General features: G+C 73.4%; 23 protein-coding genes. 12 read left to right on the forward strand and 11 right to left on the reverse strand.

Going from position 1 to position 25,488, the window contains the following annotated elements:
* Nucleotides 1–43 precede the first annotated feature (43 nt).
* From JIW86_RS29290 to JIW86_RS29300, 3 genes are all read left to right on the forward strand, one after another.
* A complete protein-coding gene (locus JIW86_RS29290; RefSeq protein WP_257556806.1) occupies nt 44–1,213 on the forward strand; it encodes a helix-turn-helix domain-containing protein in 1,170 nt (389 codons plus the stop codon).
* 96 nt (nt 1,214–1,309) lie between these two features.
* Nucleotides 1,310–4,117, forward strand: a complete 2,808-nt coding sequence (locus JIW86_RS29295) for a DEAD/DEAH box helicase (protein WP_257556807.1) — start codon at nt 1,310–1,312, stop codon at nt 4,115–4,117.
* Complete coding sequence (locus tag JIW86_RS29300; protein WP_322975559.1) at nt 4,114–5,385, forward strand: SWIM zinc finger family protein; 1,272 nt, start codon at nt 4,114–4,116, stop codon at nt 5,383–5,385. The genes JIW86_RS29295 and JIW86_RS29300 overlap by 4 nt, the downstream gene beginning before the upstream one ends.
* Here the strand turns inward: JIW86_RS29300 and JIW86_RS29305 are convergent.
* Nucleotides 5,354–5,893, reverse strand: coding sequence for a 2-oxo-4-hydroxy-4-carboxy-5-ureidoimidazoline decarboxylase (locus tag JIW86_RS29305; RefSeq protein ID WP_257556808.1), 540 nt, complete (start codon nt 5,891–5,893; stop codon nt 5,354–5,356). The two genes, JIW86_RS29300 and JIW86_RS29305, sit on opposite strands and share 32 nt — an antisense overlap.
* A gap of 162 nt (nt 5,894–6,055) precedes the next feature.
* Here JIW86_RS29305 and JIW86_RS29310 point away from each other — a divergent pair, with 162 nt between their 5' ends.
* A complete protein-coding gene (locus JIW86_RS29310) occupies nt 6,056–6,700 on the forward strand; it encodes a chaplin (RefSeq protein ID WP_322975560.1) in 645 nt (214 codons plus the stop codon).
* On the opposite strand, the gene JIW86_RS29315 is transcribed toward JIW86_RS29310, so the two are convergent.
* Entirely contained in the window at nt 6,697–7,362 is a 666-nt protein-coding gene (locus JIW86_RS29315; protein WP_257556810.1) for a DUF2293 domain-containing protein, read from the reverse strand. The genes JIW86_RS29310 and JIW86_RS29315 overlap by 4 nt on opposite strands.
* 138 nt (nt 7,363–7,500) lie before the next feature.
* Between JIW86_RS29315 and JIW86_RS29320 the strand changes: the two genes are divergently transcribed.
* A complete protein-coding gene (locus JIW86_RS29320; RefSeq protein WP_257556811.1) occupies nt 7,501–7,869 on the forward strand; it encodes a cupin domain-containing protein in 369 nt (122 codons plus the stop codon).
* A gap of 25 nt (nt 7,870–7,894) precedes the next feature.
* On the opposite strand, the gene JIW86_RS29325 is transcribed toward JIW86_RS29320, so the two are convergent.
* The gene (locus tag JIW86_RS29325; RefSeq protein ID WP_215141569.1) at nt 7,895–9,340 is read right to left on the reverse strand and encodes a WGR domain-containing protein; all 1,446 of its coding nucleotides are present in this window, start codon (nt 9,338–9,340) and stop codon (nt 7,895–7,897) included.
* Between the two features lie 93 nt (nt 9,341–9,433).
* On the opposite strand from JIW86_RS29325, the gene JIW86_RS29330 reads away from it, so the two are divergent.
* Entirely contained in the window at nt 9,434–10,081 is a 648-nt protein-coding gene (locus tag JIW86_RS29330) for a uridine kinase (RefSeq protein ID WP_257556813.1), read from the forward strand.
* Nucleotides 10,082–10,101: 20 nt separating this feature from the next.
* Here the strand turns inward: JIW86_RS29330 and JIW86_RS29335 are convergent, their stop codons facing one another.
* Both JIW86_RS29335 and JIW86_RS29340 read right to left on the reverse strand, forming a co-directional pair.
* Nucleotides 10,102–11,016, reverse strand: coding sequence for a carbohydrate kinase family protein (locus JIW86_RS29335; protein ID WP_257556815.1), 915 nt, complete (start codon nt 11,014–11,016; stop codon nt 10,102–10,104).
* Nucleotides 11,013–11,930, reverse strand: a complete 918-nt coding sequence (locus JIW86_RS29340) for a pseudouridine-5'-phosphate glycosidase (protein WP_257556817.1) — start codon at nt 11,928–11,930, stop codon at nt 11,013–11,015. The genes JIW86_RS29335 and JIW86_RS29340 overlap by 4 nt, the downstream gene beginning before the upstream one ends.
* A gap of 109 nt (nt 11,931–12,039) precedes the next feature.
* Between JIW86_RS29340 and JIW86_RS29345 the strand changes: the two genes are divergently transcribed.
* Together JIW86_RS29345 and JIW86_RS29350 are read left to right on the forward strand one after the other, a co-directional pair.
* Nucleotides 12,040–12,807, forward strand: coding sequence for a class I SAM-dependent methyltransferase (locus tag JIW86_RS29345; RefSeq protein ID WP_257556819.1), 768 nt, complete (start codon nt 12,040–12,042; stop codon nt 12,805–12,807).
* A 92-nt stretch (nt 12,808–12,899) separates the two neighbouring features.
* Nucleotides 12,900–13,286, forward strand: a complete 387-nt coding sequence (locus tag JIW86_RS29350; RefSeq protein WP_257556821.1) for a cupin domain-containing protein — start codon at nt 12,900–12,902, stop codon at nt 13,284–13,286.
* Here JIW86_RS29350 and JIW86_RS29355 read toward each other — a convergent pair.
* From JIW86_RS29355 to JIW86_RS29365, 3 genes are all read right to left on the reverse strand, one after another.
* Nucleotides 13,276–14,574, reverse strand: coding sequence for an MFS transporter (locus tag JIW86_RS29355; RefSeq protein ID WP_257556823.1), 1,299 nt, complete (start codon nt 14,572–14,574; stop codon nt 13,276–13,278). The two genes, JIW86_RS29350 and JIW86_RS29355, sit on opposite strands and share 11 nt — an antisense overlap.
* Nucleotides 14,575–14,707: 133 nt before the next feature.
* Nucleotides 14,708–15,271: a methylated-DNA--[protein]-cysteine S-methyltransferase gene (locus JIW86_RS29360; protein WP_257556825.1), complete on the reverse strand. Its 564-nt coding sequence runs from the start codon at nt 15,269–15,271 to the stop codon at nt 14,708–14,710.
* A 52-nt stretch (nt 15,272–15,323) separates the two neighbouring features.
* Nucleotides 15,324–16,235: a glycerophosphodiester phosphodiesterase gene (locus JIW86_RS29365; RefSeq protein WP_257556827.1), complete on the reverse strand. Its 912-nt coding sequence runs from the start codon at nt 16,233–16,235 to the stop codon at nt 15,324–15,326.
* A gap of 235 nt (nt 16,236–16,470) precedes the next feature.
* On the opposite strand from JIW86_RS29365, the gene uvrB reads away from it, so the two are divergent.
* From uvrB to JIW86_RS29385, 4 genes are all read left to right on the forward strand, one after another.
* Nucleotides 16,471–18,615: an excinuclease ABC subunit UvrB gene (gene uvrB, locus JIW86_RS29370; RefSeq protein ID WP_215149159.1), complete on the forward strand. Its 2,145-nt coding sequence runs from the start codon at nt 16,471–16,473 to the stop codon at nt 18,613–18,615.
* 88 nt (nt 18,616–18,703) lie between these two features.
* Complete coding sequence (locus JIW86_RS29375) at nt 18,704–19,282, forward strand: TerD family protein (protein WP_030762430.1); 579 nt, start codon at nt 18,704–18,706, stop codon at nt 19,280–19,282.
* A gap of 27 nt (nt 19,283–19,309) precedes the next feature.
* Nucleotides 19,310–21,202, forward strand: coding sequence for a TerD family protein (locus tag JIW86_RS29380; protein ID WP_257556831.1), 1,893 nt, complete (start codon nt 19,310–19,312; stop codon nt 21,200–21,202).
* A gap of 270 nt (nt 21,203–21,472) precedes the next feature.
* Nucleotides 21,473–22,456: a TerC family protein gene (locus JIW86_RS29385; RefSeq protein ID WP_257556833.1), complete on the forward strand. Its 984-nt coding sequence runs from the start codon at nt 21,473–21,475 to the stop codon at nt 22,454–22,456.
* A 14-nt stretch (nt 22,457–22,470) separates the two neighbouring features.
* On the opposite strand, the gene JIW86_RS29390 is transcribed toward JIW86_RS29385, so the two are convergent.
* The 3 genes from JIW86_RS29390 to JIW86_RS29400 form a co-directional block, all read right to left on the reverse strand.
* A complete protein-coding gene (locus JIW86_RS29390; RefSeq protein WP_257559480.1) occupies nt 22,471–23,793 on the reverse strand; it encodes an MFS transporter in 1,323 nt (440 codons plus the stop codon).
* A gap of 148 nt (nt 23,794–23,941) precedes the next feature.
* Complete coding sequence (locus tag JIW86_RS29395; RefSeq protein ID WP_257556834.1) at nt 23,942–24,598, reverse strand: MBL fold metallo-hydrolase; 657 nt, start codon at nt 24,596–24,598, stop codon at nt 23,942–23,944.
* 41 nt (nt 24,599–24,639) lie between these two features.
* On the reverse strand, nt 24,640–25,332 hold the full coding sequence (locus tag JIW86_RS29400; protein ID WP_257556836.1) for a maleylpyruvate isomerase family mycothiol-dependent enzyme: 693 nt from the start codon (nt 25,330–25,332) through the stop codon (nt 24,640–24,642).
* Nucleotides 25,333–25,488: the final 156 nt, after the last annotated feature.

A 25,488-nucleotide genomic window follows, 5' to 3' on the forward strand; every position in this document is an offset into this window, starting at 1 on the left:
AACACCCCCTGCATGGAACGGAGTCGCGGGACGGGGGAACACCGTGGGCGAGGCGGAACGGTCGGGCGAGACGGAGACGTTCGCACGGCTGATGCGGGAGCTGAAGGAACGCGCCGGGCTGAGTTACGGGGTGCTGGCGCGCAAACTGCACACGAGTACGTCGACCCTGCACCGGTACTGCAACGGGGAGGCTGTCCCGACGGAGTTCGCGGCGGTGGACCGCTTCGCGCGGGTCTGCGGGGCCTCGCCGGGGGAGGCGGTGGAGCTGCACCGGGCGTGGCTGCTGGCGGACGCGCGCAGGCGGGCGGCGGCGCGGACGTCGGAGCTGGTGCCGGTGCCGGTCCCGGTACCGGAATCAGAGCCGGGGCCTGGGCCGGAGCCGGTCGCCGTACGGCTGCCCTGGTACCGGCGGCGGGCGGCCGCCGTCCTCGCCGCCGGGGTGACGGCGGGCGCCGTGGCCGTGGCGGTGCTGGCGGCGTCCCTGCCGGAACGCGGGTCGCCACCGGGCGCGGGTGCGGGCCCGCGCGCGGGGGCCGTCGGGACCGCCACCCCCACCGCGCCGGCCTCCTCCCCTTCCCCGGTGCCCTCGCCGACGCCGACGGCGGTTCCGCTCAAGGCGGCGGTGCGCTCGCACGTGTGGGCCTTCGGCTGTGATCACGCCTATCTGGCCGAGCCGGGGCCCGGGTCGGTCCCCCCGCCGCCCATGGAGGCGGACGCGCCTGCCTGGGCCTCGGCGCAGCGCGCCGTGCACGCCGGGACGCAGATCGTGGAGATCACCCTGCACGGCACGGGCACCGGCGGCGTCGTCCTGGAGGACCTGGAGGTACGGGTGGCCGCGCGGCGCACCCCGCCGGCCTGGAACGTCTACCAGATGTCCCAGGGCTGCGGCGGGGCGCTCACCCCGGCGGCCTTCGCCGTGAACCTGGACGCGCCGCGTCCCCTGGTCCGGCCCGTCGCCGGCAACGACACCGGGAGCGCCGTCCCGGCCCCCGCCTTTCCGCTGCGCGTCTCGGCGTCCGAGCCGGTCGTCCTGCGCGTGGAAGCCGTCACCACGGGGTGCGACTGCGACTGGTCCCTGGACCTGCGCTGGACCGCTCCGTCCGGCTCCGGCACCCTGCGCATCGACGACCACGGACGGCCGCTGCGCACCAGCGCGGCCACGGGGCGTCCCGTGTACGGCTACGCCATGGAACAGGGCCGCTGGGCACGCTGACCCGACGGGGCGTATGCCCAGGTCAGCAGTGTTGTCAGTCGCCGCACCTAGACTCGGTGGACAGGACATCCGTACCGACCGGGGAGGGGCCACGCCATGACAACGCGCGCACTGCTGCGCCACGCGGCCGTCTTCCTGCCCGCCGCGGTCCCCCGCGAGGGGCGCGTCGTGTTCTGGGCGCCCGACGGGGACGCCCTGCCCGAGGCGGGTACGGCGACGACGCTCACCGTGGTCCGTCCGCACGGCGACGGGGTCCGCAGCCGGACCGTGCCCGCCGTGGCCCTCTCCGTCACCGCCGCGCTGCCCCTGCTAGCCCAGGCGCCCCGCAGCCCCGCCGCACACCCCGCCACCCGCGCCTGGGGAACCGCCGCCACGCAGGCGCTCACGCTCGTCGCCCGCGGCCGGCTGCTCCCCGGGCTCACCCCCGAGGGCGTCGACGCCTGGCGCGCCGGCCCGCTCGACGCCCCCGACGTCGACCACCTGCGCGCGGTCGCCGCCGCCCTCCCGTACGAGGGGTACGCGACCCCCCTCGCCGGCCGCCGCCCGCTGCACCTGCCCGAACCGGAGGCGCTGGTCCGCGCCTTCCTCGACGCCGTCGCCGACAGCCTGCCCCGCACCCCGGCCGCGGCCGTGGCCGCCGGAGGGCCGTTCGCCGCCCGGGAGCCGCAGCACGTGCCCGGGATACAGGACTGGGCCGCGCAGGTCGCGGCCGGAGCGGACACCGGTGTCGGGATCTCGCTCCGCCTCGACCTGTCCGCCTTCCACCTCTTCGACGAGGCCGAAGCCGATGACGTGCGGCGTGCCGGAGCCGCCGTGGTCCAGGTGCACAGCCTGGCCGACCCGACGCTGGTCACCGATGCCGGCCACTTGTGGGCGGGTACGGCGGCCGCCGGGTTCGGCCCCCGGGCGCGGATCGACGCCGTGCTCGCGCTGCGCCGGGCCGCGCGGGTGTGGCCGCCGCTGCTGCGCCTGCTCGACCAGCCGGTGCCCGACGCGCTGGCCCTGTCGGATCCGGAGCTCGAAGACCTGCTGGGCACCGCCGCGAACCGGCTGGCGGCCGCCGGAGTCCTGGTCCACTGGCCGCGCGAGTTGGCCCGTACGCTGTCCGCGACCGCCGTCGTACGGTCCACGGCGCCCGGATCCGCCACCGACGGCACCGCCTTCTTCGACGCCGAGCACCTCTTCGCCTTCTCCTGGGAGCTGGCGCTGGGCGGCGACCGGCTCACCCCGGGGGAGATGGACGCCCTCGCGCAGGCCCACCGGCCGGTGGTGCGGCTGCGGGACCAGTGGGTGCGGGTGGATCCGGAGCTGGTGCGCAAGGCGCGCAAGCGGGAGCTCGGCCTGCTGGACCCGGTGGACGCGCTGGCCACCGTACTGTCGGGGACGGCCGAGGTCGACGGGGAGCCGGTCGAGGCGGTTGCGGTGGGGGCGCTGGCCGCCCTGCGGGAGCGGCTGACGGGGGAGTTGGCCCCGCTGCCGCAGCCGGCCGCGCTCAAGGCCACCCTGCGCGACTACCAGGCCCGCGGCCTGGCCTGGCTGGACCTGATGACCTCCCTCGGCCTCGGCGGCTGCCTCGCCGACGACATGGGCCTGGGCAAGACCGTCACCCTGATCGCCCTGCACCTGCACCGCGACCGCCCCGAGCCGACGCTCGTCGTGTGTCCCGCGTCCCTGCTGGGCAACTGGCAGCGGGAGATCGAGAAGTTCGCCCCCGGCACGCCCGTGCGCCGCTTCCACGGCGGCAGCCGCAACCTCGCGGACCTCGCCGGGGGCTTCGTCCTCACCACGTACGGGACGATGCGCGCCAGCGCCCCCCTGCTCGCCGGGCAGAGCTGGGGCATGGTCGTCGCCGATGAGGCGCAGCACGTCAAGAACCCGCATTCGGCGACCGCCAAGGCGCTGCGCACGGTCCCGGCGCCGGCCCGGGTGGCGCTGACCGGCACTCCGGTGGAGAACAACCTCTCCGAGCTGTGGGCGCTGCTCGACTGGACCACGCCGGGGCTGCTCGGTCCGCTCACCGCCTTCCGGGCCCGCCATGCCCGTCCGGTGGAGCACCAGCAGGAGGAGGACGGCGGCAACGAGGCGGCGGTGGCCCGACTCTCGGCGCTCGTCCGCCCGTTCCTGCTGCGCCGAAAGAAGTCCGACCCCGGTATCGCGCCCGAGCTGCCGCCGAAGACGGAAACCGACCATCCGGTCTCGCTGACCCGGGAGCAGGCCTCGCTGTACCAGGCCGCGGTGGACGAGGCGATGGCCGTCATCGAGTCGAGCGAGGGCATCGAAAGACGCGGCATGATCATGAAGCTGCTGGCCTCGCTCAAGCAGATCTGCAACCACCCGGCGCAGTACCTGAAGGAGGCGGAGCCCCGGATCCCGCACCGCTCGGGCAAGCTGGCGCTGCTGGACGAGCTGCTGGACACGATCCTGGCCGAGGACGGATCGGTGCTGGTCTTCACCCAGTACGTGACGATGGCCCGGCTCATCGAGCGGCACCTCGCGGCCCGGGGGATCTCCCACCAGCTGCTGCACGGCGGTACGCCGGTGGCGCGCCGCGAGGAGCTCGTCGACCGTTTCCAGGCGGGCGAAGTCCCGGTCTTCCTCCTGTCCTTGAAGGCGGCGGGCACCGGGCTGAACCTCACCCGGGCCGGCCATGTCATCCACTTCGACCGCTGGTGGAACCCGGCCGTCGAGGAGCAGGCCACCGACCGCGCCTACCGGATCGGGCAGACCCAGCCCGTGCAGGTGCACCGGATCATCGCCGAAGGCACCGTGGAGGACCGGATCGCCGAGATGCTGGAGGCGAAGCGGGCGCTGGCCGATGCCGTCCTCGGCTCCGGCGAGTCGGCGCTGACCGAGCTGACCGACCGGGAACTGGCCGACCTCGTCTCCCTGCGGAGGCCCGCATGATCACCGCGCGCGACGACCGCCGACGCACCTTCGAGACCGTGCCCGCCGGGGCGCAGGCGGTGAGCTGGTGGGGCCGGGCCTGGGTATCGGCGCTGGAGGAGGTCTCCCGCGACCCGGCCCGGCTGGCCCGGGGCCGTATGTACGCCGCCGAAGGCCACGTCGACGCGGTCACCATCACGCCGGGCCGGATCGTGGCGTACGTACGGGGCAGCCGGGCGCGCCCGTACCGCACCGAGCTGGTCCTGCCCGCCTTCGCGGACGCGGAGTGGGACGAACTGCTGGAGGCGGTCGCGGCCGATCCCGCGGCGCTCGCCGCCCTGCTGGAGCGGGAGGTCCCGCAGTCGCTCGCGGGGACGGTCCTGCCCGGCGCGGGCGAGCTCCTTCCCCGCTGCTCCTGCCCGGACGTCGCGCGTCCGCCGTGCAAGCACGCGGCGGCACTCTGCTACCGGGCGGCCCGGCTGCTCGACGAGGACCCCTTCGTCCTGCTGCTCCTGCGCGGCCGCGGCGAGCGGGAGCTCCTCGACGAGCTGACCCGGCGCAACGCGGCCCACGCCGCGCGTGAACAGCCCGACAAGGCACCCGACTTCCCCGGTGTCCCGGCCCGCGCAGCCCTCGCCCGCACCGTTCTGCCGCCGCTGCCGGCGCCGCTTCCCGCACCCGCGGCCGTGGGTCTGCCGCCCGCGTACCCGGCCGATCCGGCGGCCCCGGACCCGCTGGCCCTGGACCAGCTCGCCTCCGACGCCGCCGTCCGCGCCCTGGCCGTGCTCACCACCGCCGAGGACCCGATCGCCGGTCTCAGCCTCTGGCAGGACGCCGTCCGGCTGGCCTCCGCGCACCCCACGGCCGGGCTCACCGGCGCCGCCCGCACCCTCTACCGGGACCTGGCCCGCGCGACCGGCCGCACCACCACCGACCTCGCCCGGGCCGCCGCGGCCTGGCGGCAGGGCGGCCGCCCCGCCCTCGCCGCCCTCGAAGAGCCCTGGGACCCGCCGGCCGGCCCCTTCGACCGCGCCCGCCCGGCGCTCCTCGCCGCCGCCCAGGTTTCCTTCCGCCCCGACCGCAACCGCCTCACGTCCGGCACCAGCCAGCTCCGCCTCGGCCGCGACGGCCTCTGGTACGCCTACGAGTCCCGCCCGGACGACACCGACTGGTGGCCCACGGGCAGCCCCTCCCCGGACCCGGTCACGGCGCTCACGCGGCGTGGCCAGAGCCCCGCCCACGGCGGCGACGGAAGGTTCAGCGCGTCACTTCGCGAGCCCAACTGCTGAGGGTGGTGAAGTCGCGGTCGCGGAGGCCGTGGCGGGGGTGGATGCGCAGGAGGAGTGCCGGGGACGGGTGATGGGCGGCCACCCACGCGCGGTCGCGGGGGTTGATCATGTCGTCGACCCAGGCGAAGGGGCGGCCCGCCGCCCAGTCGACGAGGGGGCGGGTCTTCCACGACAGGCCGTCCGGGTCGTCGGCGAAAAGTTCCGGCCACTCGATGACAGGGAGATCACCGGGAAGTCCGATGTGCGGGGCGATCATCGTGTTGGCCTGGTGCGTCCAGGCGGTGGCCCACGTGAGTTCGAAGGGCAGGGCCAGCAACCGCCCACCGTGGGAGGGGTGGAGGCGGACCCGCGCGCCGCGCCGGGCGCGGCGGGACTCCGGGTCGCGGTAGGCGAGCCAGACGTCCGGACGCATCCGGTGGCTCCGGTACCCGCGCAGGCCCGCGAAGCGGGACCGGAAGGGGTTGAGAGGGCCGTCCACGTCGAGGAGGAGCAGCGGGCGATCAGTCATGAAGTACGCACTACCCAGTACACGATGGAGTGAAATGCCCACCGGCTCTATAACCCGAATGGGTTCAGAGCGTTGTTCCGGTGCGGGAAGAACACCCGCGGACTTCTCCGGAAGGCAGGGAAACTGATGCGTCACAGTCGTCGGAATGGCTTGATCGCGGCGGTGGTTGCGGGAGGTGGGCTGGCGGTCGCGGGTGCGGGCGGACTCGCCTACGCCGACGCGGACGCGGCTGGGCGGACCGAGCGCTCGCCGGGGCTGCTCTCCGGGAACCTGGCGCAGCTGCCGGTGCACGTTCCGGTGAACGTGTGCGGGAACACCGTGAGCGTGGTCGGTGTGCTCAACTCGGCCGCCGGGAACCGCTGTGTCAACAAGGACCATCCGGAGCCGAGGCCCTCGCACCCGTCGAAACAGGGCGCGGGCAACGGCGGCGGAGCCGTCGCCGATGGGCGCGGAAAGGATTCGCCGGGAGTGTTGTCCGGCAACGGACTCCAGCTCCCGGTCGACCTGCCCCTGAACCTCAGCGGCAACGCGGTGAGCGTCGTCGGCGTCGGCAACAGCTCCACCGGCAACACCTCCGTCAACGGCGAGGTGCCCAGCGGCGGCAAGCCCGTCCAGCCGCCCGCCGTCCAGCCGCCCGCCGTCCAGCCGCCCGCCGCCGAGCGGCCGGTGACCCCGCCCGCGCCGCCGCGGCACACCGAGGCTCTGGCCCACACCGGCGCCGACGCCGTGGGCTACCTGCTGCCGGGCGGCGGAGCGCTCCTCCTCGGCGGGGTGCTCCTCTACCGCCGCTTCGGACTCGCCCGCTAGGTCAGGGCGGGCGGTACGGGGCGCCAGCCGTCCAGGATGGCGTCGATCCGTGCGGCCAGCCGGGCCCGGGCCGCGAAGCGCGGGATTCCCGCCATCAGCAGGGCGTCGTACTCGGTGTCGGTGTGCCGTACGGCCGCGCGAACCGCGTACGAGACCGCGAGTTCGTCCAGGGCCCGGCCGGCCGCACTGCGGCCCACCCGGCCGCTGCCGCGCACCGAGGCGTGCGTGGCGATGGCCACGGCCCGGTCGGCCGGGCAGCCGGGGAACAGCCGGACTATCTCGGCGGCGAAGGCCGCCGTGAACCGGGTGTCCTCGGCGGCACGACGCAGCCGGTCGCGCTCCCGGCGCCTGGCCCGCGCCTCGGCGTCCGCCAGACAGGCACGCTCGGCGCGGGCCAGGGCGGCGTCCTCGACGAGGAGTCCCTGGCGCTCGTAGCGGCGGCGGCGCCTGTTGAAGCGGACGACCACGGCGGAGAGCGAACTCGCCTCGCGAGAGCGGCGGGTGAGCGCCGCGTCCCCGCGCGGGAGGTAGACCAGGTGCCCGAGATCGGCGCAGTCCAGGCAGCGCGGCACGCCCGCCTCGCGCACGAGGTGCCGGAGCGGGCCCCGCCGGCACTCCGCGCAGTGGATCTGCTTCCCGGACTCGAACACCACCAGGCTCATACAGGGGTGATACCGCTGAAGGGGCCTCATATCACCTGATGAAGAGCGGCGGTTGATGTTCCACCAACACTTCCTCCTTGTCGTGCAGTGCTTCTACCGTGAGCGCGTGGACGGCGGCCGGTCTACCGAGGAGGGCACATGGGCGGGCAGCAGGTGACGGCACGGCCGGCAAGGGCACGCATCCCCGCGGCCCCGGCGGGCCGGGAGATCGTCATACCTCCGGGCGGTTGCACCGGCTGGCACTACCACCGGGTGCGGCTGAACGCCGTCGTCCTCGCCGGAACCCTGACCCGGGTCCTGCACGACCGCACCGTCGAGGTGCACCGGGCAGGGACCACCTTCGTGGAGCCCGCGGGCATCGGGCACATCCACCTGGGCCACAACCTCGGCAGCGACCCGGTCGTGCTACACGTGACCCCGGCGCTCCCCCCGGGAACCCCCTTCGCGATACCCACCCCCAGCCCGCCCGGTGTCACACCGGCCGTCTGCCGGGAGCACGCCGCGTGAACGGGCCCCGCCGCGGGCGGCGGGCTCACACCAGTCGGCGTATCTCCCCGCGCACCCGGTAGAAGCCGCTCGAGGCCGCGTGCAGTCCGTCCACCACGTACCGGGCGCCGGGCTCCCGTATCCCGCGCGGGAACTGCACGTTCCAGGAGGGCTCGAAGCCGCCCGAGACCACCTGCACCCGCATCCGGCCGCCCTGCTGGACGCACTCCACCACCACACCGCCCGCCGGAGCCGCCGCCACCGAGACGGTGGCCACCGCCGCCGCCGACACGGCCGGGGTGTACACCGGCATGGCCGCCGCCGACTTCACGTCCACCGGCGCCGGCACCGAGCCCTGCTGTGCCGCGGCTATCGCCTGCTCGCTCGCGTCCACGCAGACCAGCGAGCCGTCCGTGGTCACCAGATACAGCCGCCCGTCCCGGTACTGCATCGACAGCGCGGCCCCGCTGCCCGTGCCCAGCTTCCACAGCCGCCGCCCGTCGGCGTCGAAGCAGTACACCGAGGAGGCGAGGTCGCCGGCGAAGACGTGCCTGCCGTCCGGGGAGGTCGCGCACGAGTACACCGCCGCGTCACACCGGTAGGAGGCCTCCACCACGCCCGTCGCCTTGGACAGCCGCTGCACGGTGTTGCGCCCGGTGCCCGCGTACACCGCGTGGTCCTCCTGCCAGCCGAACAGCACCGAGCCGTTCGTGTCGGTGTGCCACAACTCCCGTCCCCCGTCCGGCGCGTACGCGGTGACCCCCTTGCTGTGCCCGTGGTAGACCGCGTCCGCGTCCGCACGGACCATCCAGGCGTTGGAGCCGTCCGAGCGCCGCGACCACTGGAACTCGTCCTCGTGGTCGATGACCGTCAGCCCGCCGTTGCGGTCGGACACGTTCAGCACGCCCTCCCGGATGTCGAGCCAGAAGATGTCCACATCGGCGGCTATGTCGTAGGCCCCGAACGGCACCTTCGACGACAGGTCGTACACCGTGCCGTCATCACAGCCCGCGTATATCCAGAATTCGTCCGCCACCAGGCACTTCACCCCGTCCGGCAGGGAGTACCGGGCCAGCACCTCCCCGCCGTGGCTCAGGGTGTAGACGTCACCCGCCTGGTTGCCGACCCAGCAGCGGTCCTCGTCCACATGGATCCCGAAGGCCGAGGAGCCCGTGCGGAACCGCCACAGCACCGGAGCCACGGCCCGCGCCGTCGACGGCGCCGACGTGACCTGGCGGCGGGTCACCGACCGTGCGGCGCGCTGCCCGCGCACGGCCGGGGCGTACCCCTTGCGGATCTTCTCCCCGATCTTCTTCGCGGCCGCCGCCCGTGCCTTGTCCGCCGTCGGGAACGAGGAACTCTGCAGCTGGCCGTCCGCGCCGATGCGCCCGTACCGCACGGAGACGGCCGTGCCGTCCACCGTCACCTCGTAGAACTTGTGCGCAGCGCCGTCGTCCTGGGACAGCTCCAGATACGTCGTCTCCCGAGCCATGACAGACCCCTCCCCAAAGGCCGGGCCGCCGGCTGCTTTTCCGCCGGTGATCCCTCGTGAAAAACGCTACGGGCCACCACTGACAATGGGCTCGTGCAGCTGGAAGCGATCACATGGCAGCGAATGGCCGAGCGGCTCGCCGGTCACCTCGACGACCCCGGCACCGCCCCCGAACAGGGCAGTTGGCAGCGGGTGGGCATCGACGGAGCACCGGCCGCCGAGACCGGCGTGCTCGCGGGGAACCTCGCCGACGCCCTGCGCCTGCGCGGACGCCCGGTCCTGGTGGTAGCGGCCGAGGGCTTCCTGCGCCCGGCCTCCCTCCGCTTCGAGTTCGGCCGCCAGGACGTGGACTCGTACCTCGGCGGCTGGTACGACACGGCCGCGCTCTGGCGGGAGGTGTTCGGCCCGACCGATCCGGGCGGCACCGGGCGGGTGCTGCCCGACCTCTGGGACCCGGTGAGCGACCGGGCGACCCGCAGCCCGTACGCCGAACTCCCGCCCGGCGGCGTGCTGATCGTGCACGGCCCGCTGCTGCTGGGCCACTGGTTCCCCTTCGACCTGAGCGTCCACATCCGGCTCTCCCCTGGAGCGCTCGCCCGCCGCACCGAGGAGTCCGCGCGCTGGACGCTGCCGGCCTTCGCGCGCTACGAGGCCGAAACGGACCCGGCGTCGGCCGCCGACGCGATGGTCCGCGCCGACGACCCCCGCCATCCCGCCTGGACGGGCATCCGCGCGCGATAGCGGCACCGGGGTCGGCTCCTTCAAGGCCGGCCGCCCAGCCGGGTCACCGCCAGGGCCGCGGCACGGCAGCCCGCGCGGGCGGCCTCGGCTGGGTCCGCGCCCGCCAGCCGGGCCGCGAGGAAGCCGCCGGTGAAGGCGTCCCCCGCACCCGTGGAGTCCACCGCCTCGGCCGGCTCCGCCGTGACCTCGGCGGTGATCCGGCCCCGCTCGGCCACCAGCGCCCCGGCCGCGCCCCGGGTCACCACCACCAGCGGGATCCGGCGGCTCAGCTGCGCCGCCGCCCGGGCCACCCCGGCCGGCTCCGGCAGCCCGGCCAGCAGCCGGGCCTCGTCCTCGTTGGGCAGCAGTACGTCGGCCCCCGCCACGGCATCGAGGAACCGCTGCGGGCCCAGCTCGGCCAGGAACCCGGCCGAGGCGGGGTCCACGCTCACCGGCACCCCCCGGACCCGGGCCGCCCGCAGCGCGACCAGGGCCAGCTCCCGGCTGCTGTCGGCGAAGAACAGGTACCCGGACAGGTGAAGATGGGCCACCCCGTCCAGCAGGGACGGCTTCCAGTCGGCGGGGCACAGCCGCAGCGCCGCCCCGCTGTCGGTCAGGAAGGTCCGCTCCGCGTCCTTGCCGACCAGCGCGACCACCGTCCCGGTCGGCTCCTCCCGGTCGATCACCAGCCGCGGCCGCACCCCCGCGTCCAGCAGCGCCCGCTCGTGCCACGGCGCCGACTCGGTACCCACCCGCGCGAGCAGCCGTACCTCCGCGGCCCCGGTACGGGCCGCCCAGCAGGCCGCGTTGGCCCCGGCGCCGCCCGGCAGGGTCCGGATCCGGGCGGCCGTGTCGGTGGCCGGAGCAAGCGGCTCCGGATGCACCGCCACCACATCGGTGACCACGTCCCCGACGACCAGCAGCGCCCCCGGACGGGCCGGTTCCGTACGGGTCATGCCCGCGCCGCCCAGGCCCCCGCGATCCCGGCCCCGAGCCGCACGTTGCCCCGTACCGCCGCCAGGTTCGCCTCCAGAGAGGCCCCGCCCGTCGCCCGCACCAGGAACCCCAGCAGGAACGGTGTCACCGCCTGCCCCGTGATCCCCCGCTCCCGGCACTCGGTGAGCGCCTCGGCCAGCACCCGGTCGTGCAGCCGCGGATCCAGCTGCTCCGCCTCCGCCACCGGATTGGCCACCAGCAGGGCCGACCCCGGGCCGCCCAGGGCGTCCTGAGCGGCCATCACCGCCGCGACCTCCTCCGGCCCCTCCACCGTCCAGTCCACCGGCTCGCCGGAATCGGCCAGGTAGAAGCCGGGGAACCGCCGCGTCCGGTATCCGAGCACGCCCACCCCCAGCGTCTCCAGCCGCTGCAGCGTGGCCGGCACGTCCAGGATCGACTTCACCCCCGCGCACACCACCGTGATCCGCGTCCGCGCCAGCAGCGACAGATCCGCCGACTCGTCCTGCGACTGCGCCCATTCGCGGTGTACGCCGCCCAGCCCGCCCGTGGCGAAGACCCGCAGGCCCGCCCGGGCGGCCAGGAAGGCCGTGCCGGACACCGTCGTGGCCCCCGTGGCCCCCGCCGCCAGCGCGGGCGCCAGATCCCGGTGACCGAGCTTGCGTACGCCGTCGCCGCCCGCGATCCGCTCCAGCTGAGCCTTGTCCAGGCCCGCGTACGCCACCCCGTCGATGACCGCGATCGTCGCCGGAACCGCGCCTTCCGAGCGGACCAGCTCCTCCAGTTCGAGACCCACCGCCAGATTGCGGGGCCGCGGCAGCCCGTGCGCGATGATCGTCGACTCCAGCGCCACGACCGGCCTGTGCCGGGCGAGCGCCTCGCGTACCTCTTCCGACAGGACGGGCCCGCCGGACATGGATGCAGATCCTGTGTGCTGTGACATGTCCCCATCCATGGCACGGGATTCGCGCCCCCAAACGCGCTCCCGCCCCACCCGTCACAACCTGTCCGAGTAGCGTTGCCCCATGGACCCGCGCGCCTTCTACGACGAGCTGGCCGGCCGCTACGACCTCCTGTACGCGGACTGGGGCGCGAGCATCGCCCGCCAGGGCCGGTCCCTCGAGACCCTGCTCACCGCCGCGCTCGGCCCGGGTCCGCACGCGGTCCTGGACAGCGCCTGCGGCATCGGCACCCAGGCACTGGGCCTGGCGGCAATGGGCCACCGGGTCACCGGGGCCGACCTGAGCCCCGTCTCCGTCGCCCGCGCAGCCCGCGAGGCCGCCCGCCGCGGGCTCACCCTGCCGGTCCTGGCCGCCGACATGCGGGCCCTGCCCTTCGCGGACGCCTCCTTCGACGCCGTGGTCTGCGCCGACAACGCCCTTCCGCACCTGCTGACGGCCCAGGACGTGCACACCGCCCTGGCCGAAACCCTGCGGGTGCTGCGCCCCGGCGGACTGCTGCTGCTCTCCACCCGCCCGTACGCGGAACTGCTCCGCACCCGGCCACGGAGTGAGGCCCCGCACGTGCGCGAGGGGGCCGAGGGGCGGACCATCACCTTCCAGCTGTGGCACTGGCACGCCGACGGAGAACGGTACGACCTCGAGCTCTTCCAGCTGCTGCCGGCCGGGGACACCTGGACCACGCGGACGTCGAGCGCCACCTACTGGGCGCTGCCGGAGGAGCGGACCGCGGAATTCGCCCGGGAGGCCGGTTTCCACGACACGGTCTGGCACGCTCCGGCGGACAGCGGATTCCACCAGCCGGTCCTCGGCGCGCGGCGGCCCGCGCCCTGACCGGGCGCTGGACAGGGTGACTCGTCCGCCCCGGCAGCGCTGGACGATCTGGTCACCCCGGTGGGCGGCAACGTCGGATTAGGGTGCGCGTCATGAGCACCAGTGATCACAGCGCCGACGTCCCCGCCCCCGTCTCCTTCGCCGTCTCCGTCGCGGACGTGCCGGACGCCGAACTGGAGGCCGAGGACCTCGACCCCGAGCAGATCGTCTCCGGCGAGCCGGTCGTGAGCGGCAAGGTGCTCTGGGAGTCGCCGGACGGCAGGCAGGTGCGCGGGATCTGGCAGATCACCCCGGGTGTGGTCACCGACACCGAGGCCGACGAACTCTTCGTCGTGGTCAGCGGCCGGGCCACCATCGAGGTCGAGGGCGGCGGGACCCTGGAGGTGGGCCCCGGCTCCGCCTGCGTGCTCCGGGAGGGCGACAAGACGACCTGGACCGTTCACGAGACGCTCCGCAAGGCCTACCACATCAGCTACTGACGTCGCCCTTCGCGGACGCGGGGTGGCGGCGCGCGGTGAACAGCGCCAGCGCCGCCATCGGCAGCAGCAGGCAGGCGCCGATGGCGTTCAGCCAGCCGTAGCTCGCCTGGGCCATGACCAGGCCGGCGGCCGCGCCGCCCACGCCCGCGGCCGTGTTCATCGTCAGGTCGCTCAGCCCCTGTACGGCGGCCCGCGCGGGCTGCGGCACCGAGTCGGTCAGCAGCGCCGAGCCGGAGACCATCCCGGCGGACCAGCCGAGGCCGAGCAGGAACAGGCCCGCCGCGCTCTGGCCGTGGTGCGGTCCCGCCGTGCCGGCGAGCAGGGCGGCGACCGACAGCAGCCCGGCCGCCAGGCCGATCACGGACAGCCGGCCGAGGCGGTCCGCGAGCCAGCCCATCAGGGGCGAGAAGGCGAACATACCGGCGATGTGACCGCTGATCACCAGGCCGACGAGCTCCAGCCCCGCGCCGTGGTGGCCCAGGTCCATCGGGGTCATCACCATGATCGAGACCATGGTGGTGTGGGACACGGCGACGGTGACCAGCGCGAGCCGGTCCCGCGGGGAGGCCTTGACGGCGGCGAATCCGGCGCGCAGCGAGCGGCCCTCGCGGGTCTGCTCCCCGGGCGCGGCCAGCGCACGGGCCGTCAGCAGCGGGTCCGGGCGCAGGAGTATCCCGATCAGCGTGCCGGTGAGGAGGAAGACGGCGGCGGCCCACACGAAGGGGCCCGCCGTCTCGGGTATGGAGGTCCCGGCGAAGCTGCGGCTGGCGGGGGCGGACAGGTTGGGCCCGAGGACCGCGCCGATGGTGGACGCCCACACGACGAGGGCGATCGAGCGGGCCCGCCGGTCCGGGGCGGCGAGGTCGGCGGCGGCGAACCGGGCCTGGAGGTTGGCCGAGGAGGCCGCGCCGAAGGCGGCCATGCCGAGCATCAGCAGCGGGAAGCTCTTGATCGCGGCGGCGAGGACGACGAGGCCCGCGCCGGTGGCACCGATCAGGTAGGCCAGGACCAGCCCGGGGCGGCGGCCGCGCGCGGTCATCAGGGCGGCGAGCGGCAGCGAGACCAGGGCGGTGCCGATCACCGCGGCGGTGGAGGCGAGGCCGGCCATGGCCTCGGTGCCGCTGACCTCGGTGGCGAGTACGGGTGCCAGGGCGATGCTGATGGGCACGCCGAGCCCGCCGAGCATCTGGCTCGCGATGAGCACCCCGGTCGTACGCCGCCGCAGCCGGGCCACATCCGGGAGGCCGCCCGGCGCCGTCGGCCGGTCAGTGCCGGGGGAGGCGGTCATGCCGGACACCCCCTGCGCGGGTGGCGGTGCGGGGCGCGGCAGGACGCGCTGCGGCCGGGTGCGGCGGCTGGAGTAGTCACCGCGGCAGTGTGCCACCCCTTACCGCGCGGGCGGAACCGGGTATCCGTCCCGCTCAGAACAACGGCTGCGGAAGGACGCCTTCCAGTGCGAGCAGCAGCCGCTTGGTCTCGACCCCGCCGCCGAATCCGCCGATGCCCCCGTCGTTCTCCACGACCCGGTGGCAGGCCACCACCAGCGGCAGCGGGTTCGACCCCATGGCGTTGCCCACGGCCTGGGCGGCCCCCGGCTGGCCGACGCGGGCGGCCAGCTCCCCGTACCCGACGACCGCTCCGTACGGCACGGAACGGTCCAGTTCCTGGAGCACCTGCCGGTTGAAGCCGGAGCTGAGGCGCCAGTCCAGCGGCAGCTCGAAGCGGCGCAGCGAACCGGAGAAGTACGCGGCCAGCTGACGTATCGGCTCGGCCAGCAGCACTTCCTCGCCCGGCGCGGGCCGCCAGGCGTCGGCGCCGAGCCGGGAGACGAGCGGGCCGATCATCGCGTCGACCCGGTCTGGCCCGGCATGGAACTCGACCCGGACCAGACCCTCCGGGGTCGCGGCCAGGAGCAGGGGGCCGATCTCGCTCGCGACGACGGTCCATTCGAGGTGCGGCCCGCGGGGCCGCTCGGTGCTGTCCACGGGTCCACGGTACGGCGCCCGACTGACAGCGTTGACAGCGCCGCCGCCCGCGTCAGTAGCCGCCGACGGCCTCCCGGACGACGTCCGGCGCGTTGGTGATGATCCCGTCCACGCCCATGGCCTGCACCTTCCGGGCGGTGGTGGCGTCGTCCACGATCCAGGTGTCCACCTCCATGGCCTTGCCGTGGGCTCCGAGCAGCCCGTGCACCGCCGCGACCCACTCGGCCGAGATCGTGGTGTGCCACGGGTTGATCCGGTCGGTGAACTGGGCGTACTGCGGCAGGTCCGCCACCGTCGGGGTGCCCAGGAAGGCCGTCACGAGGTCCGGGCGCAGTTGGTGCACGGTGCGCACGCAGCCGGCGCTGAAGCTCTGCACCACCAGGCGCTGCCGCACGTGGCGCTCGTCGAGCCAGCCCGCCTCGTCGAGCACCTTTAGGGTCTGCTGCTCGATCCCGGGGTAGAGCTCGGGCTTCTTGATCTCCAGCAGCAGCCGCTGCTGGTTGCGCTGCACCCGGTCGAGGTACTCGCGCAGGGTCGGCACCCGGGCGCCCGTGTACTCCTGCCCGAACCAGCTGCCCGCGTCCAGCAGCGCGATCTCCGCCGCCGTGAAGTCCTGGACCCGCCAGGGCTTGCGGTCCGGGAAGACCTGCTCGACGTCCGTGGTCCGGGACAGGGTGTCGTCGTGGACGACCACGAGCTCGCCGTCCTTGGTGCGCTGCACGTCGTTCTCCACCCATTCGAAGCCCAGCCGCATCGCCAGGTCGATCGCGTCGAGGGTGTTCTCCGGGGCGTAGGCCGAGGCCCCCCGGTGGGCGTACACGACGGGGTTCCCCAGGATCCCGGCCGGTCCGGGGCCGGGGCCGGGGCCGGGGACGGTGGCGGCGTACGAGGCCGTCCCGCCCAGCAGGGTGAGGGTGAAGCCCAGGAACGCGGCGGCTGCCGCGGCGGCGGGTCGGACGTACATGTGCGTTCTCCTCGGGTCGTGAGCCCTGTTCCTGCGTCAGACGGGTGCGGAGCGGCAGACGTTGTGGCGATGCACTTCACGGCGGGGCCTTCACCGCGATCATGGGGTTGAAGATCACCGAGCCGCCACCGAACTACGACAAACGGACCAGAACGTGTGAGGGCGGTCCGGCCGGGCGCGCCGCGCGGCCGCGCGCGGATGCGTGAGTGTCAGTGGGGGGTCGTACGGTTGACCCATGCGGCCCGTATCGAAGATCGAACGCACGGTGGCGCCTTTCGAGGTCGTCAGCTCCTACCAGCCCAGCGGCGACCAGCCGGCGGCCATCGCCGAGCTGGAGAAGCGCATCCGTGCAGGTGAGAAGGATGTCGTCCTGTTGGGTGCGACCGGCACCGGCAAGTCGGCGACCACCGCGTGGATGATCGAGAAGCTCCAGCGCCCCACCCTGGTGATGGCGCCGAACAAGACCCTCGCCGCCCAGCTGGCGAACGAGTTCCGCGAGCTCCTGCCGAACAACGCCGTCGAGTACTTCGTCTCGTACTACGACTACTACCAGCCCGAGGCCTACGTTCCGCAGTCGGACACCTACATCGAGAAGGACTCCTCGATCAACGAGGAGGTGGAGCGGTTGCGCCACTCCGCGACCAACTCGCTGCTGACCCGGCGCGACGTCATCGTCGTCGCCTCCGTGTCCTGCATCTACGGCCTCGGCACCCCGCAGGAGTACGTCGACCGGATGGTCTCCCTGAAGGTGGGCGAGGAGACCGACCGGGACCAGCTGCTGCGCCGCTTCGTCGACATCCAGTACACGCGCAACGACGTGGCCTTCACCCGCGGCACCTTCCGGGTGCGCGGCGACACCATCGAGATCTTCCCGGTCTACGAGGAACTGGCCGTCCGCATCGAGATGTTCGGCGACGAGATCGAGGCCCTCTCCACCCTGCACCCGCTGACCGGCGAGGTCATCAGCGAGGACCGCGAGCTGTACGTCTTCCCCGCCAGCCACTACGTCGCGGGCCCCGAGCGCATGGAGAAGGCGGTCCGCGGCATCGAGGCGGAGCTGGCCGAGCGCCTCGCCGAGCTGGAGAAGCAGGGCAAGATGCTGGAGGCGCAGCGGCTGCGCATGCGCACCACGTACGACCTGGAGATGATGCGGCAGATCGGGTCCTGCTCCGGCATCGAGAACTACTCGCTGCACATGGACGACCGCGAGCGCGGCTCCGCGCCCAACACCCTCATCGACTACTTCCCGGAGGACTTCCTCCTGGTCATCGACGAGTCGCACGTCACCGTGCCGCAGATCGGCGCCATGTACGAGGGCGACGCCTCGCGCAAGCGGACCCTGGTCGACCACGGTTTCCGGCTGCCGTCCGCGCTCGACAACCGGCCGCTGAAATGGGAGGAGTTCCAGGAGCGGATCGGCCAGACCGTCTACCTGTCGGCCACCCCCGGCAAGTACGAGCTCTCGCGCGGCGACGGCTTCGTCGAGCAGATCATCCGCCCCACCGGCCTCATCGACCCCGAGGTCGTGGTCAAGCCCACCGAGGGCCAGATCGACGACCTGGTGCACGAGATCCGCCAGCGGGTCGAGAAGGACGAGCGGGTCCTGGTCACCACCCTCACCAAGAAGATGGCCGAGGACCTCACGGACTACTTCCTCGAGCTCGGCATCCAGGTCCGCTACCTGCACAGCGACGTGGACACCCTGCGCCGCATCGAGCTGCTACGCGAGCTGCGCTCCGGCGAGTTCGACGTCCTGGTCGGCATCAACCTGCTGCGCGAGGGGCTCGACCTGCCCGAGGTGTCGCTCGTGGCGATCCTCGACGCCGACAAGCAGGGCTTCCTGCGCTCCGGCACCTCGCTGATCCAGACCATCGGCCGCGCGGCGCGCAACGTCTCCGGCCAGGTCCACATGTACGCGGACAGCATCACCCCGGCCATGGCACAGGCGATCGACGAGACGAACCGCCGCCGGGAGAAGCAGGTCGCCTACAACACCGCCAACGGCATCGACCCGCAGCCGCTGCGCAAGAAGATCAACGACATCGTCGCCACCATCGCCCGCGAGGAGCTGGACACCGAGGAGCTCCTCGGCACCGGGTACCGGCAGGCGAAGGACGGCAAGGGCGCCAAGGCGCCGGTGCCGGCGCTGGGCGGCAAGGCGGCCCCGGCCAAGGCCGGGAAGGGGGCGAAGGGCGCCAAGGCGGGCGCGGTGCTCACCGACCGGCCCGCCGCCGAACTGGCCGGGATCATCGAGGAGATGACCGAACGCATGCGGGGGGCGGCCGCGGAGCTGCAGTTCGAGGTCGCGGCCCGGATCCGGGACGAGGTGAGCGAGCTGAAGAAGGAGCTGCGACAGATGAAGGAAGCGGGCCTCGCCTGACTCGGAGCCTGTCAGTAGGGTTGGGTCTCAGCCGCAGGTACACGCTGCGCCCCCGTTGTCGGGGCGGGCTATGGAGAGGGGACAGCGCGTGACGGTCAACATGACCAAGGGTCAGGCCATCAGTCTGCAGAAGGCGGACGGGGGCACGCTGACCGCGGTCCGGATGGGCCTCGGCTGGCAGGCGGCCAAGCGCCGCGGGCTGTTCGGCTCGCGGACCCGGGAGATCGACCTGGACGCGTCGGCGGTGCTCTTCGCCGACAAGCAGCCGGTGGACGTCGTCTTCTTCCGGCACCTGCAGAGCGACGACGGCTCGGTCCGGCACACCGGCGACAACCTCGTCGGCGGCGTCGGCCAGGGCGGGGACGACGAGGCCATCCTCGTCGACCTGCAGCGCGTGCCGGTGCACATCGACCAGATCGTCTTCACGGTGAACTCCTTCACCGGCCAGACGTTCCAGGAGGTGCAGAACGCGTTCTGCCGCATCGTCGACGAGACCAACGGCCAGGAGCTGGCCCGCTACACCCTCGACGGTGGCGGCCAGTACACCGCGCAGATCATGGCGAAGGTGTCCCGCGCGGGCGCGGGCTGGCAGATGACGGCCCTCGGCAACCCGGCCAACGGCCGTACGTTCCAGGACCTGATGCCGGCGATCCTGCCGCACCTGTAAGCGAAGAAGAGCGGGGGAGACGGGACGATGGCGGCCGAACTGGTCCGGGGGCAGAACCACGCCCTGTCCGAACACCGGGTGCGGATCACGGTCTCGGCGGGCACCCCGGTGCTCGCCCTGGCCGCGCTCGCAGACGAGCGGGGCGCCGTGACCGGCCCGGAGGGGATCGCGCACCCCGGTGCGAGCGGCCTTCCGGGGGTCGAGGCACCCGGCCGGTCCGCGGACCGGCACCGGTTCGCCGTCGACCTCGACGCGGTGGCCGCCGAGGTGCACCGCGTCGGCGTCCTGCTCTCCCTGCCCCCGGGCGGTCCGGCCCGGTTCGGTGCCGTGGCGGCCTCGCACGTCGCCGTCACGGACATGGACGGCACCGAGCTGGCCGAGTACACCCTGACCGGGCTGGACGCCGAGACCGCCGTCGTCGCCCTGGAGCTCTACCGCCGCCAGGGGGCCTGGAAGGTCCGCGCCGTCGGCCAGGGCTACGCCGAGGGGCTCGCCGCCCTGTTCGCCGACCAGGGGCTCACCGCCCCCGCCGCCGCCGAGCTGGCGGCGCGCGTGCACGCCGGTGTGGCGGCGCCGGTGGCACCCGATCCGGTGGTCCCAGTGTCCGGAAGCCCGTACGCGGGCACCCCCGGCCCCGCGCCCACTCCCGTCCCCACGCCGACGCCCTCGGCCTCGGCGGACACCACGATCAGCTACGCCCACCCCCGGCGCCGCCCGGCCAGCACCGAGCCGCCCGAGCCCGCGCCGCGCACCGCCCCGGCGCAGGAGCCCGGCCAGCCCCCGAGGCCCGTCGCCGGGGACGCCAGCGGCTGGTCCATGGAGGAGCGGCTCTACAACCAGGTCTGGGGCATGTTCGAGGACCTGGCCCGCACGGTCGCCGCATACCGCAGTGCCGTCGAGTTCGCCGACTCCCGCATGGACCGCGAGCTCGACGAGGCCCTGTCCGACCCGCGCCACCGCCTCGGAGGATCCGGGAACGCCGCCCGCGACACCGCCCGGGCCCGCCGCGAGGAGCTCGTCGCCCAGGCCCAGGCCGTCCTCGACCGGGACCTCGTCCAGCTGATCGCCGAGTCGGAGGTGGTCGAGCCCGCCCTGCCGGCCGCGTACGCCCGCTGGGACAACCCGGTCTGGCACGGCCGGTCGGCCGGGCTGCCCGAGGAGAACCCGCTGGCCCTGCGCCTGGGGGACCTGTACCTGCCCGAGCGCCCCGACCTGCGGATCCCCATGCTGATGAGGCTCCCGCTGGAGCGCGGGCTCTGGATCGACAACGGCCGTACCGGCTCCGAGGCCGCGATGACCATGGACACCGACCGGCTGCGCCGGGCCGCCATGGACATGGCCGTCGCGCACGCGGTGCGGCTGCTCGCGGTCCACCCCGGCGACCGGTTCTCCGTCCACGTCATCGACGCGGCCGAGGCGGGGGCCGCCTCCCTGGCACCGCTCGTACGCGCCGGGGTGCTGGCCGGGCCGCCGGCCGCCGGGGCCGCCGCGGTCACCGAGACGCTGGCCCGGCTGACCAAGCGGGTGGACCTCGTACAGATGGCGGTGCGGGCAGGAGCCCCCGAGGACCTGCCGCCGGACCTGGACACGGCCGACCAGCTGCTCCTCGTACACGACTTCCCGCACGGCTTCGACGACCGCGCCGTGACCCAGCTGCGCTACCTCGCCGACGAGGGGCCGGCGGTCGGCGTGCACCTGCTGATGGTCGCGGACCGTGACGAGGCCTCGGCCTACGGGCCGCTGCTGGATCCGCTGTGGCGCTCGCTCATGCGCCTGTCGCCGGTGCCGGACAACCATCTCGCCGACCCCTGGGTCCACCACGCCTGGACCTTCGAGCCGGACCTGCCCCCGCAGGGCAGCCGGGTCCTTGAGCAGGCGCTGGACCGGGTGGCGGAGGCCCGGCGGCGCGCCCGCCCGTGACGGGAGGCGGCAGGCCGATGACCTGCCGCTGACCAGTTCTTGGGACTCCCTTTACCTTATCGGCCTCCGACGGGTACCCTGGTGACCGCGGAGGGGAGTATTCCTGCTTTCCTGCTACGGCGTGCCCGTCAATACGGACCACTGCGGCTCCATGAGCGCAGCCGGTCCCGGGGCGTCGGCCCACGGCCTCCAGGCCGCCCGGGTGGAAGAGACCTCCGGCAGCGATGACGCTGACGAAGTGCTGAGCCATCCGCCGGAGGCGTGTTTACCGTGGAAGTTTCCTGGACCCTGTGGGCGCTGACCATTCTCGGTCTGTCCCTCCTCATCGGCGCCGATTTCTTCATCGGCCGCAAACCCCACGACGTATCGATCAAGGAAGCGGGCACCTGGACGGTCGTCTGGATCGTCCTCGCCGGACTCTTCGGCCTCGGCCTGTGGTTCTTCGGGAACGGTCAGGCCTCCCAGGAGTTCTTCGCGGGCTTCATCACCGAGAAGTCCCTGAGCGTGGACAACCTCTTCGTCTTCGTCCTGATCATGGCGAAGTTCGCGGTGCCCTCACACCTCCAGCAGCGCGTCCTGCTCGTGGGCGTGCTGATCGCCCTCGTCCTGCGCGCCATCTTCATCGCGGCCGGCGCGGCGATCATCGCCAGTTTCTCCTGGGTCTTCTACATCTTCGGCGCGTTCCTGATCTACACCGCGTGGAAGCTGATCCAGGAGGCCCGCAAGGACGAGGAGGAGGACGAGTTCGAGGAGAACCGCCTGCTCAAGTCCGTCGAGAAGAAGTTCGGCGTCGCCGACCGGTACCACGGCACCAAGCTCTTCATCCAGAACAACGGCAAGCGCGTCCTGACCCCGCTGATGGTCGTCATGCTCGCCATCGGCACCACCGACGTGCTGTTCGCGCTCGACTCCATCCCCGCGATCTTCGGCCTGACCCAGGACCCGTACATCGTCTTCACCGCCAACGCCTTCGCGCTGATGGGCCTGCGCCAGCTGTACTTCCTGATCGGCGGCCTGCTCAAGAAGCTGGTCCACCTCAGCTACGGCCTGTCGATCATCCTGGGCTTCATCGGCGTCAAGCTGGTGCTGCACGCCCTCCACGAGAGCGGGCTGCACGTCCCGGTCATCTCGATCCCGGTCTCCCTGGGCGTCATCTGCGCTGTCCTGGTCATCACCACGATCACCAGCCTGATGGCCTCGAAGAAGCAGGCGGCGGCCGAGGCCGCCGCCCGCCCGGAGAGCATCGACGCCTGACCCGTCCTGCGGGGCTATACGGGGGCGGCCGCTTCGGCCGCCCCCGTTTCCGTGCCCGCGGCCGCGTCGGCGCCCGACCGCGGCCGAACGACGGCCGGGCCGGTCTCCGGCAGCAGCGCGAAGCAGCCCAGGCTGACCAGGGCGATCACCGTCAGGTACACGGCCACGCCCCACGGCGGACCGGATCCGTCCGCCAGCGCCGTCGCCACGATCGGGGTCAGCGCCCCGCCCAGTACGCCGCCCAGGTTGTAGCCGACGGCCGCGCCCGTGCAGCGGATCCGCGGGGCGTACAGCTCCGGCAGGTAGGCGCCCACCACCGCGAACATCGTCACCATGCCCAGCAGCGCCCCGACGAAGCCCACCGTCATCAGCAGCGGATCGGCCGTGCCCAGCAGCGCCACCAGCGGGAACATCCACAGCACGCAGGCCGCCGACCCGGCCAGGCACAGCGGCCGCCGGCCGTACCGGTCGCCGAGCACCGCCAGTGGCGGAGTCACCAGGCCCATCAGCGCGACGGCGCCCATGATGCAGGCCAGCACCGCCGTGCGGCCCATGCCGAGGCGCTCGGTCGCGTACGCGAGGGACCAGGTGGTGACCGCGTAGAAGACGGCGTACCCCACGGCCAGCGCCCCGCCGGTGAGCAGGAGCAGCCGCCAGTGGCCGCGGAACACCTCTGCCAGCGGGGCATCCGCCCGGCGGCCGCTCGTGGCCAGAGCCCGGAACTGCGGGGTCTCCTCCACCGAGTGGCGCAGCCACAGCCCCGCCAGGGCCAGCAGTCCGGCCGCCCAGAACGGGACCCGCCAGCCCCAGGAGGTGAACTGGGCGTCGGTCAGGTTCGCCGACAGCGCGAGGACGATGCCGTTGGCCAGCAGGAAGCCGACCGGAGGACCGATCTGCGGGAAGCTCGACCACAGGCCGCGCCGCTTCTCCGGGGCGTGCTCGGCGGTCAGCAGTACCGCGCCGCCCCATTCGCCGCCGAGCCCGAGGCCCTGCAGGAAGCGCAGCAGGAGCAGCAGCGCCGGGGCGGCCACGCCGATCGAGTCGTACGTCGGCACGCAGCCGACGGCGACGGTGGCGAGGCCGGTGAGCAGCAGGGAGGCGAGGAGCACCGGGCGCCGGCCGTAGCGGTCGCCGATGTGGCCGAAGACCGCCGAGCCGAGCGGGCGGGCGAGGAAGCCGACGCCGAAGGTGCCGAAAGCGGCGAGGGTTCCGGCGAGCGGGGAGAAGGACGGGAAGAAGAGCGGGCCGAGCACGAGGGCGGCGGCCGTTCCGTAAACGAAAAAGTCGTAGAACTCGATGGCGGTTCCGGCGAGGGAGGCCGAGGCCAGCCGCAGCATCGAGGGGGCAGGTCGGGAGGTGGTACGGGACGGGGAGGGGTCGTGTTGCATGGTGCAGCAGATACCCCTCCCCGGCCGTCAGGACGTGAGTTCGGCCATCATCGACCGGAAGGAGTGCACCGCGTACCGAAGTTGACGGATTGCGGTCCTACCAGCCGCGTTCGCGCCACTCGGCCAGGTGCGGGCGCTCGGCGCCCAGCGTGGTGTCGTTGCCGTGCCCCGGGTAGACCCAGGCCTCGTCCGGCAGCTGCTCGAAGAGCTTGTGCTGCACATCGTCGATCAGCGTCTCGAAGGCCTTCGGGTCGCCCCACGTGTTCCCGACGCCGCCCGGGAAGAGGCAGTCCCCGGTGAAGACGTGCGGGTGGCCGTGCGGGTCGTCGTAGACGAGGGCGATCGAGCCGGGGGTGTGCCCGACCAGGTGGCGCGCGGTGAGCTCGACCCGCCCGACGCGGACGGTGTCCCCGTCCGCCACCGGGACGTCGGTGGCCACCGGGATGCCCTCGACGTCGTAGGTGCCCGCGTACGTGGTCGCCCCCGTCGCCTCGACCACGGCCTGGAGCGCGCCCCAGTGGTCGCCGTGGCGGTGGGTGGTGACGACGGACGCGATGCCGTCGTCCCCGATCAGGCTCAGCAGCGTGTCCGCCTCCGCGGCCGCGTCGATCAGCAGCTGCTCGCCGGTGGCCCGGCAGCGCAGCAGGTATGCGTTGTTGTTCATCGGGCCCACCGCGACCTTGGAAATCATCAGGTCCGCGAGTTCGTGCACGTCGGCCGGACCGCCGACCTTCACCGCTCCGCTGTACGTCATTCTTTGATCCTAGAGGCGTTCGATCCCGGAGGTGCGGGTTCCTAGAGCGGGGGGAGTTCGGGCAGGCCGTCGCCGGCCGTGACGGCCAGATGGGCGCCCCGGAGACCGCGTCCGGCCAGCCAGCCGAGCAGTTCGTCCTTGGGGCCCTCGAGGACCACGGGGGTGCCCTCCGTGCCGCCGGTGTGCCAGACCTCGCCGGGCACGGCCCGCAGCGTGACCGGCGGCACCTCCGGACGTCCGGACCAGCGGTCGGCGAGGAAGGTGATCTCGCGATCGGTGAACTCCTCCGGAAGATCGGAGAGCTCGTAGCCGATGTTGAGGTCCACGTGGTGCAGGTCCACCTCGACCCATCGGCGGAAGGGCACGTTCGAGGCGAGGTCCGTCACGCCGTTGCGCAGCTCGACGGTGCGGGACCAGTCCTGGTCGCGCTCGGAGGTGGCGAGGAAGCGGGCCCAGGAATCACGGAGGTCCGTCAGGTGTTCTTCCAGGGGCCGGCCGGCGTCCCGCTCGATGTCCGCGTCGCGCGCAGTGGCGCTCTCGTACATCGGGCGCCCCTCGAAGACGTTGACGAGGGCGTCGGCGTTGCGCGCGAGGTGGGCCAGGATGTGGCCGCGGCTCCAGCCGGGGAGGTGTGACTCCTCGGCGAGGGCGGCGTTGTCCAGCTTCGCGACCGCGGTCAGCAGTCGGTCCGTCGCTTCACGTACAGATCGCAGGTCGTGCACATGATCAGTCATGAAGGCGAGCCTAGTGCTCCCCGACCCCCGGCCACACGATCGGGTGAAGCGGTCTGCGGAGTGCCGTAAATCGAATGTGCGTGCTATACGCTCGAAGTCAGACTCCACCTCCACCGCAGTGGCGCCCCCCATACCCTGGGACGGGGGCCCGTGCCC

The sequence above is a fragment of the Streptomyces sp. NBC_00162 genome (assembly GCF_024611995.1).
Classification (GTDB): Bacteria; Actinomycetota; Actinomycetes; order Streptomycetales; family Streptomycetaceae; genus Streptomyces.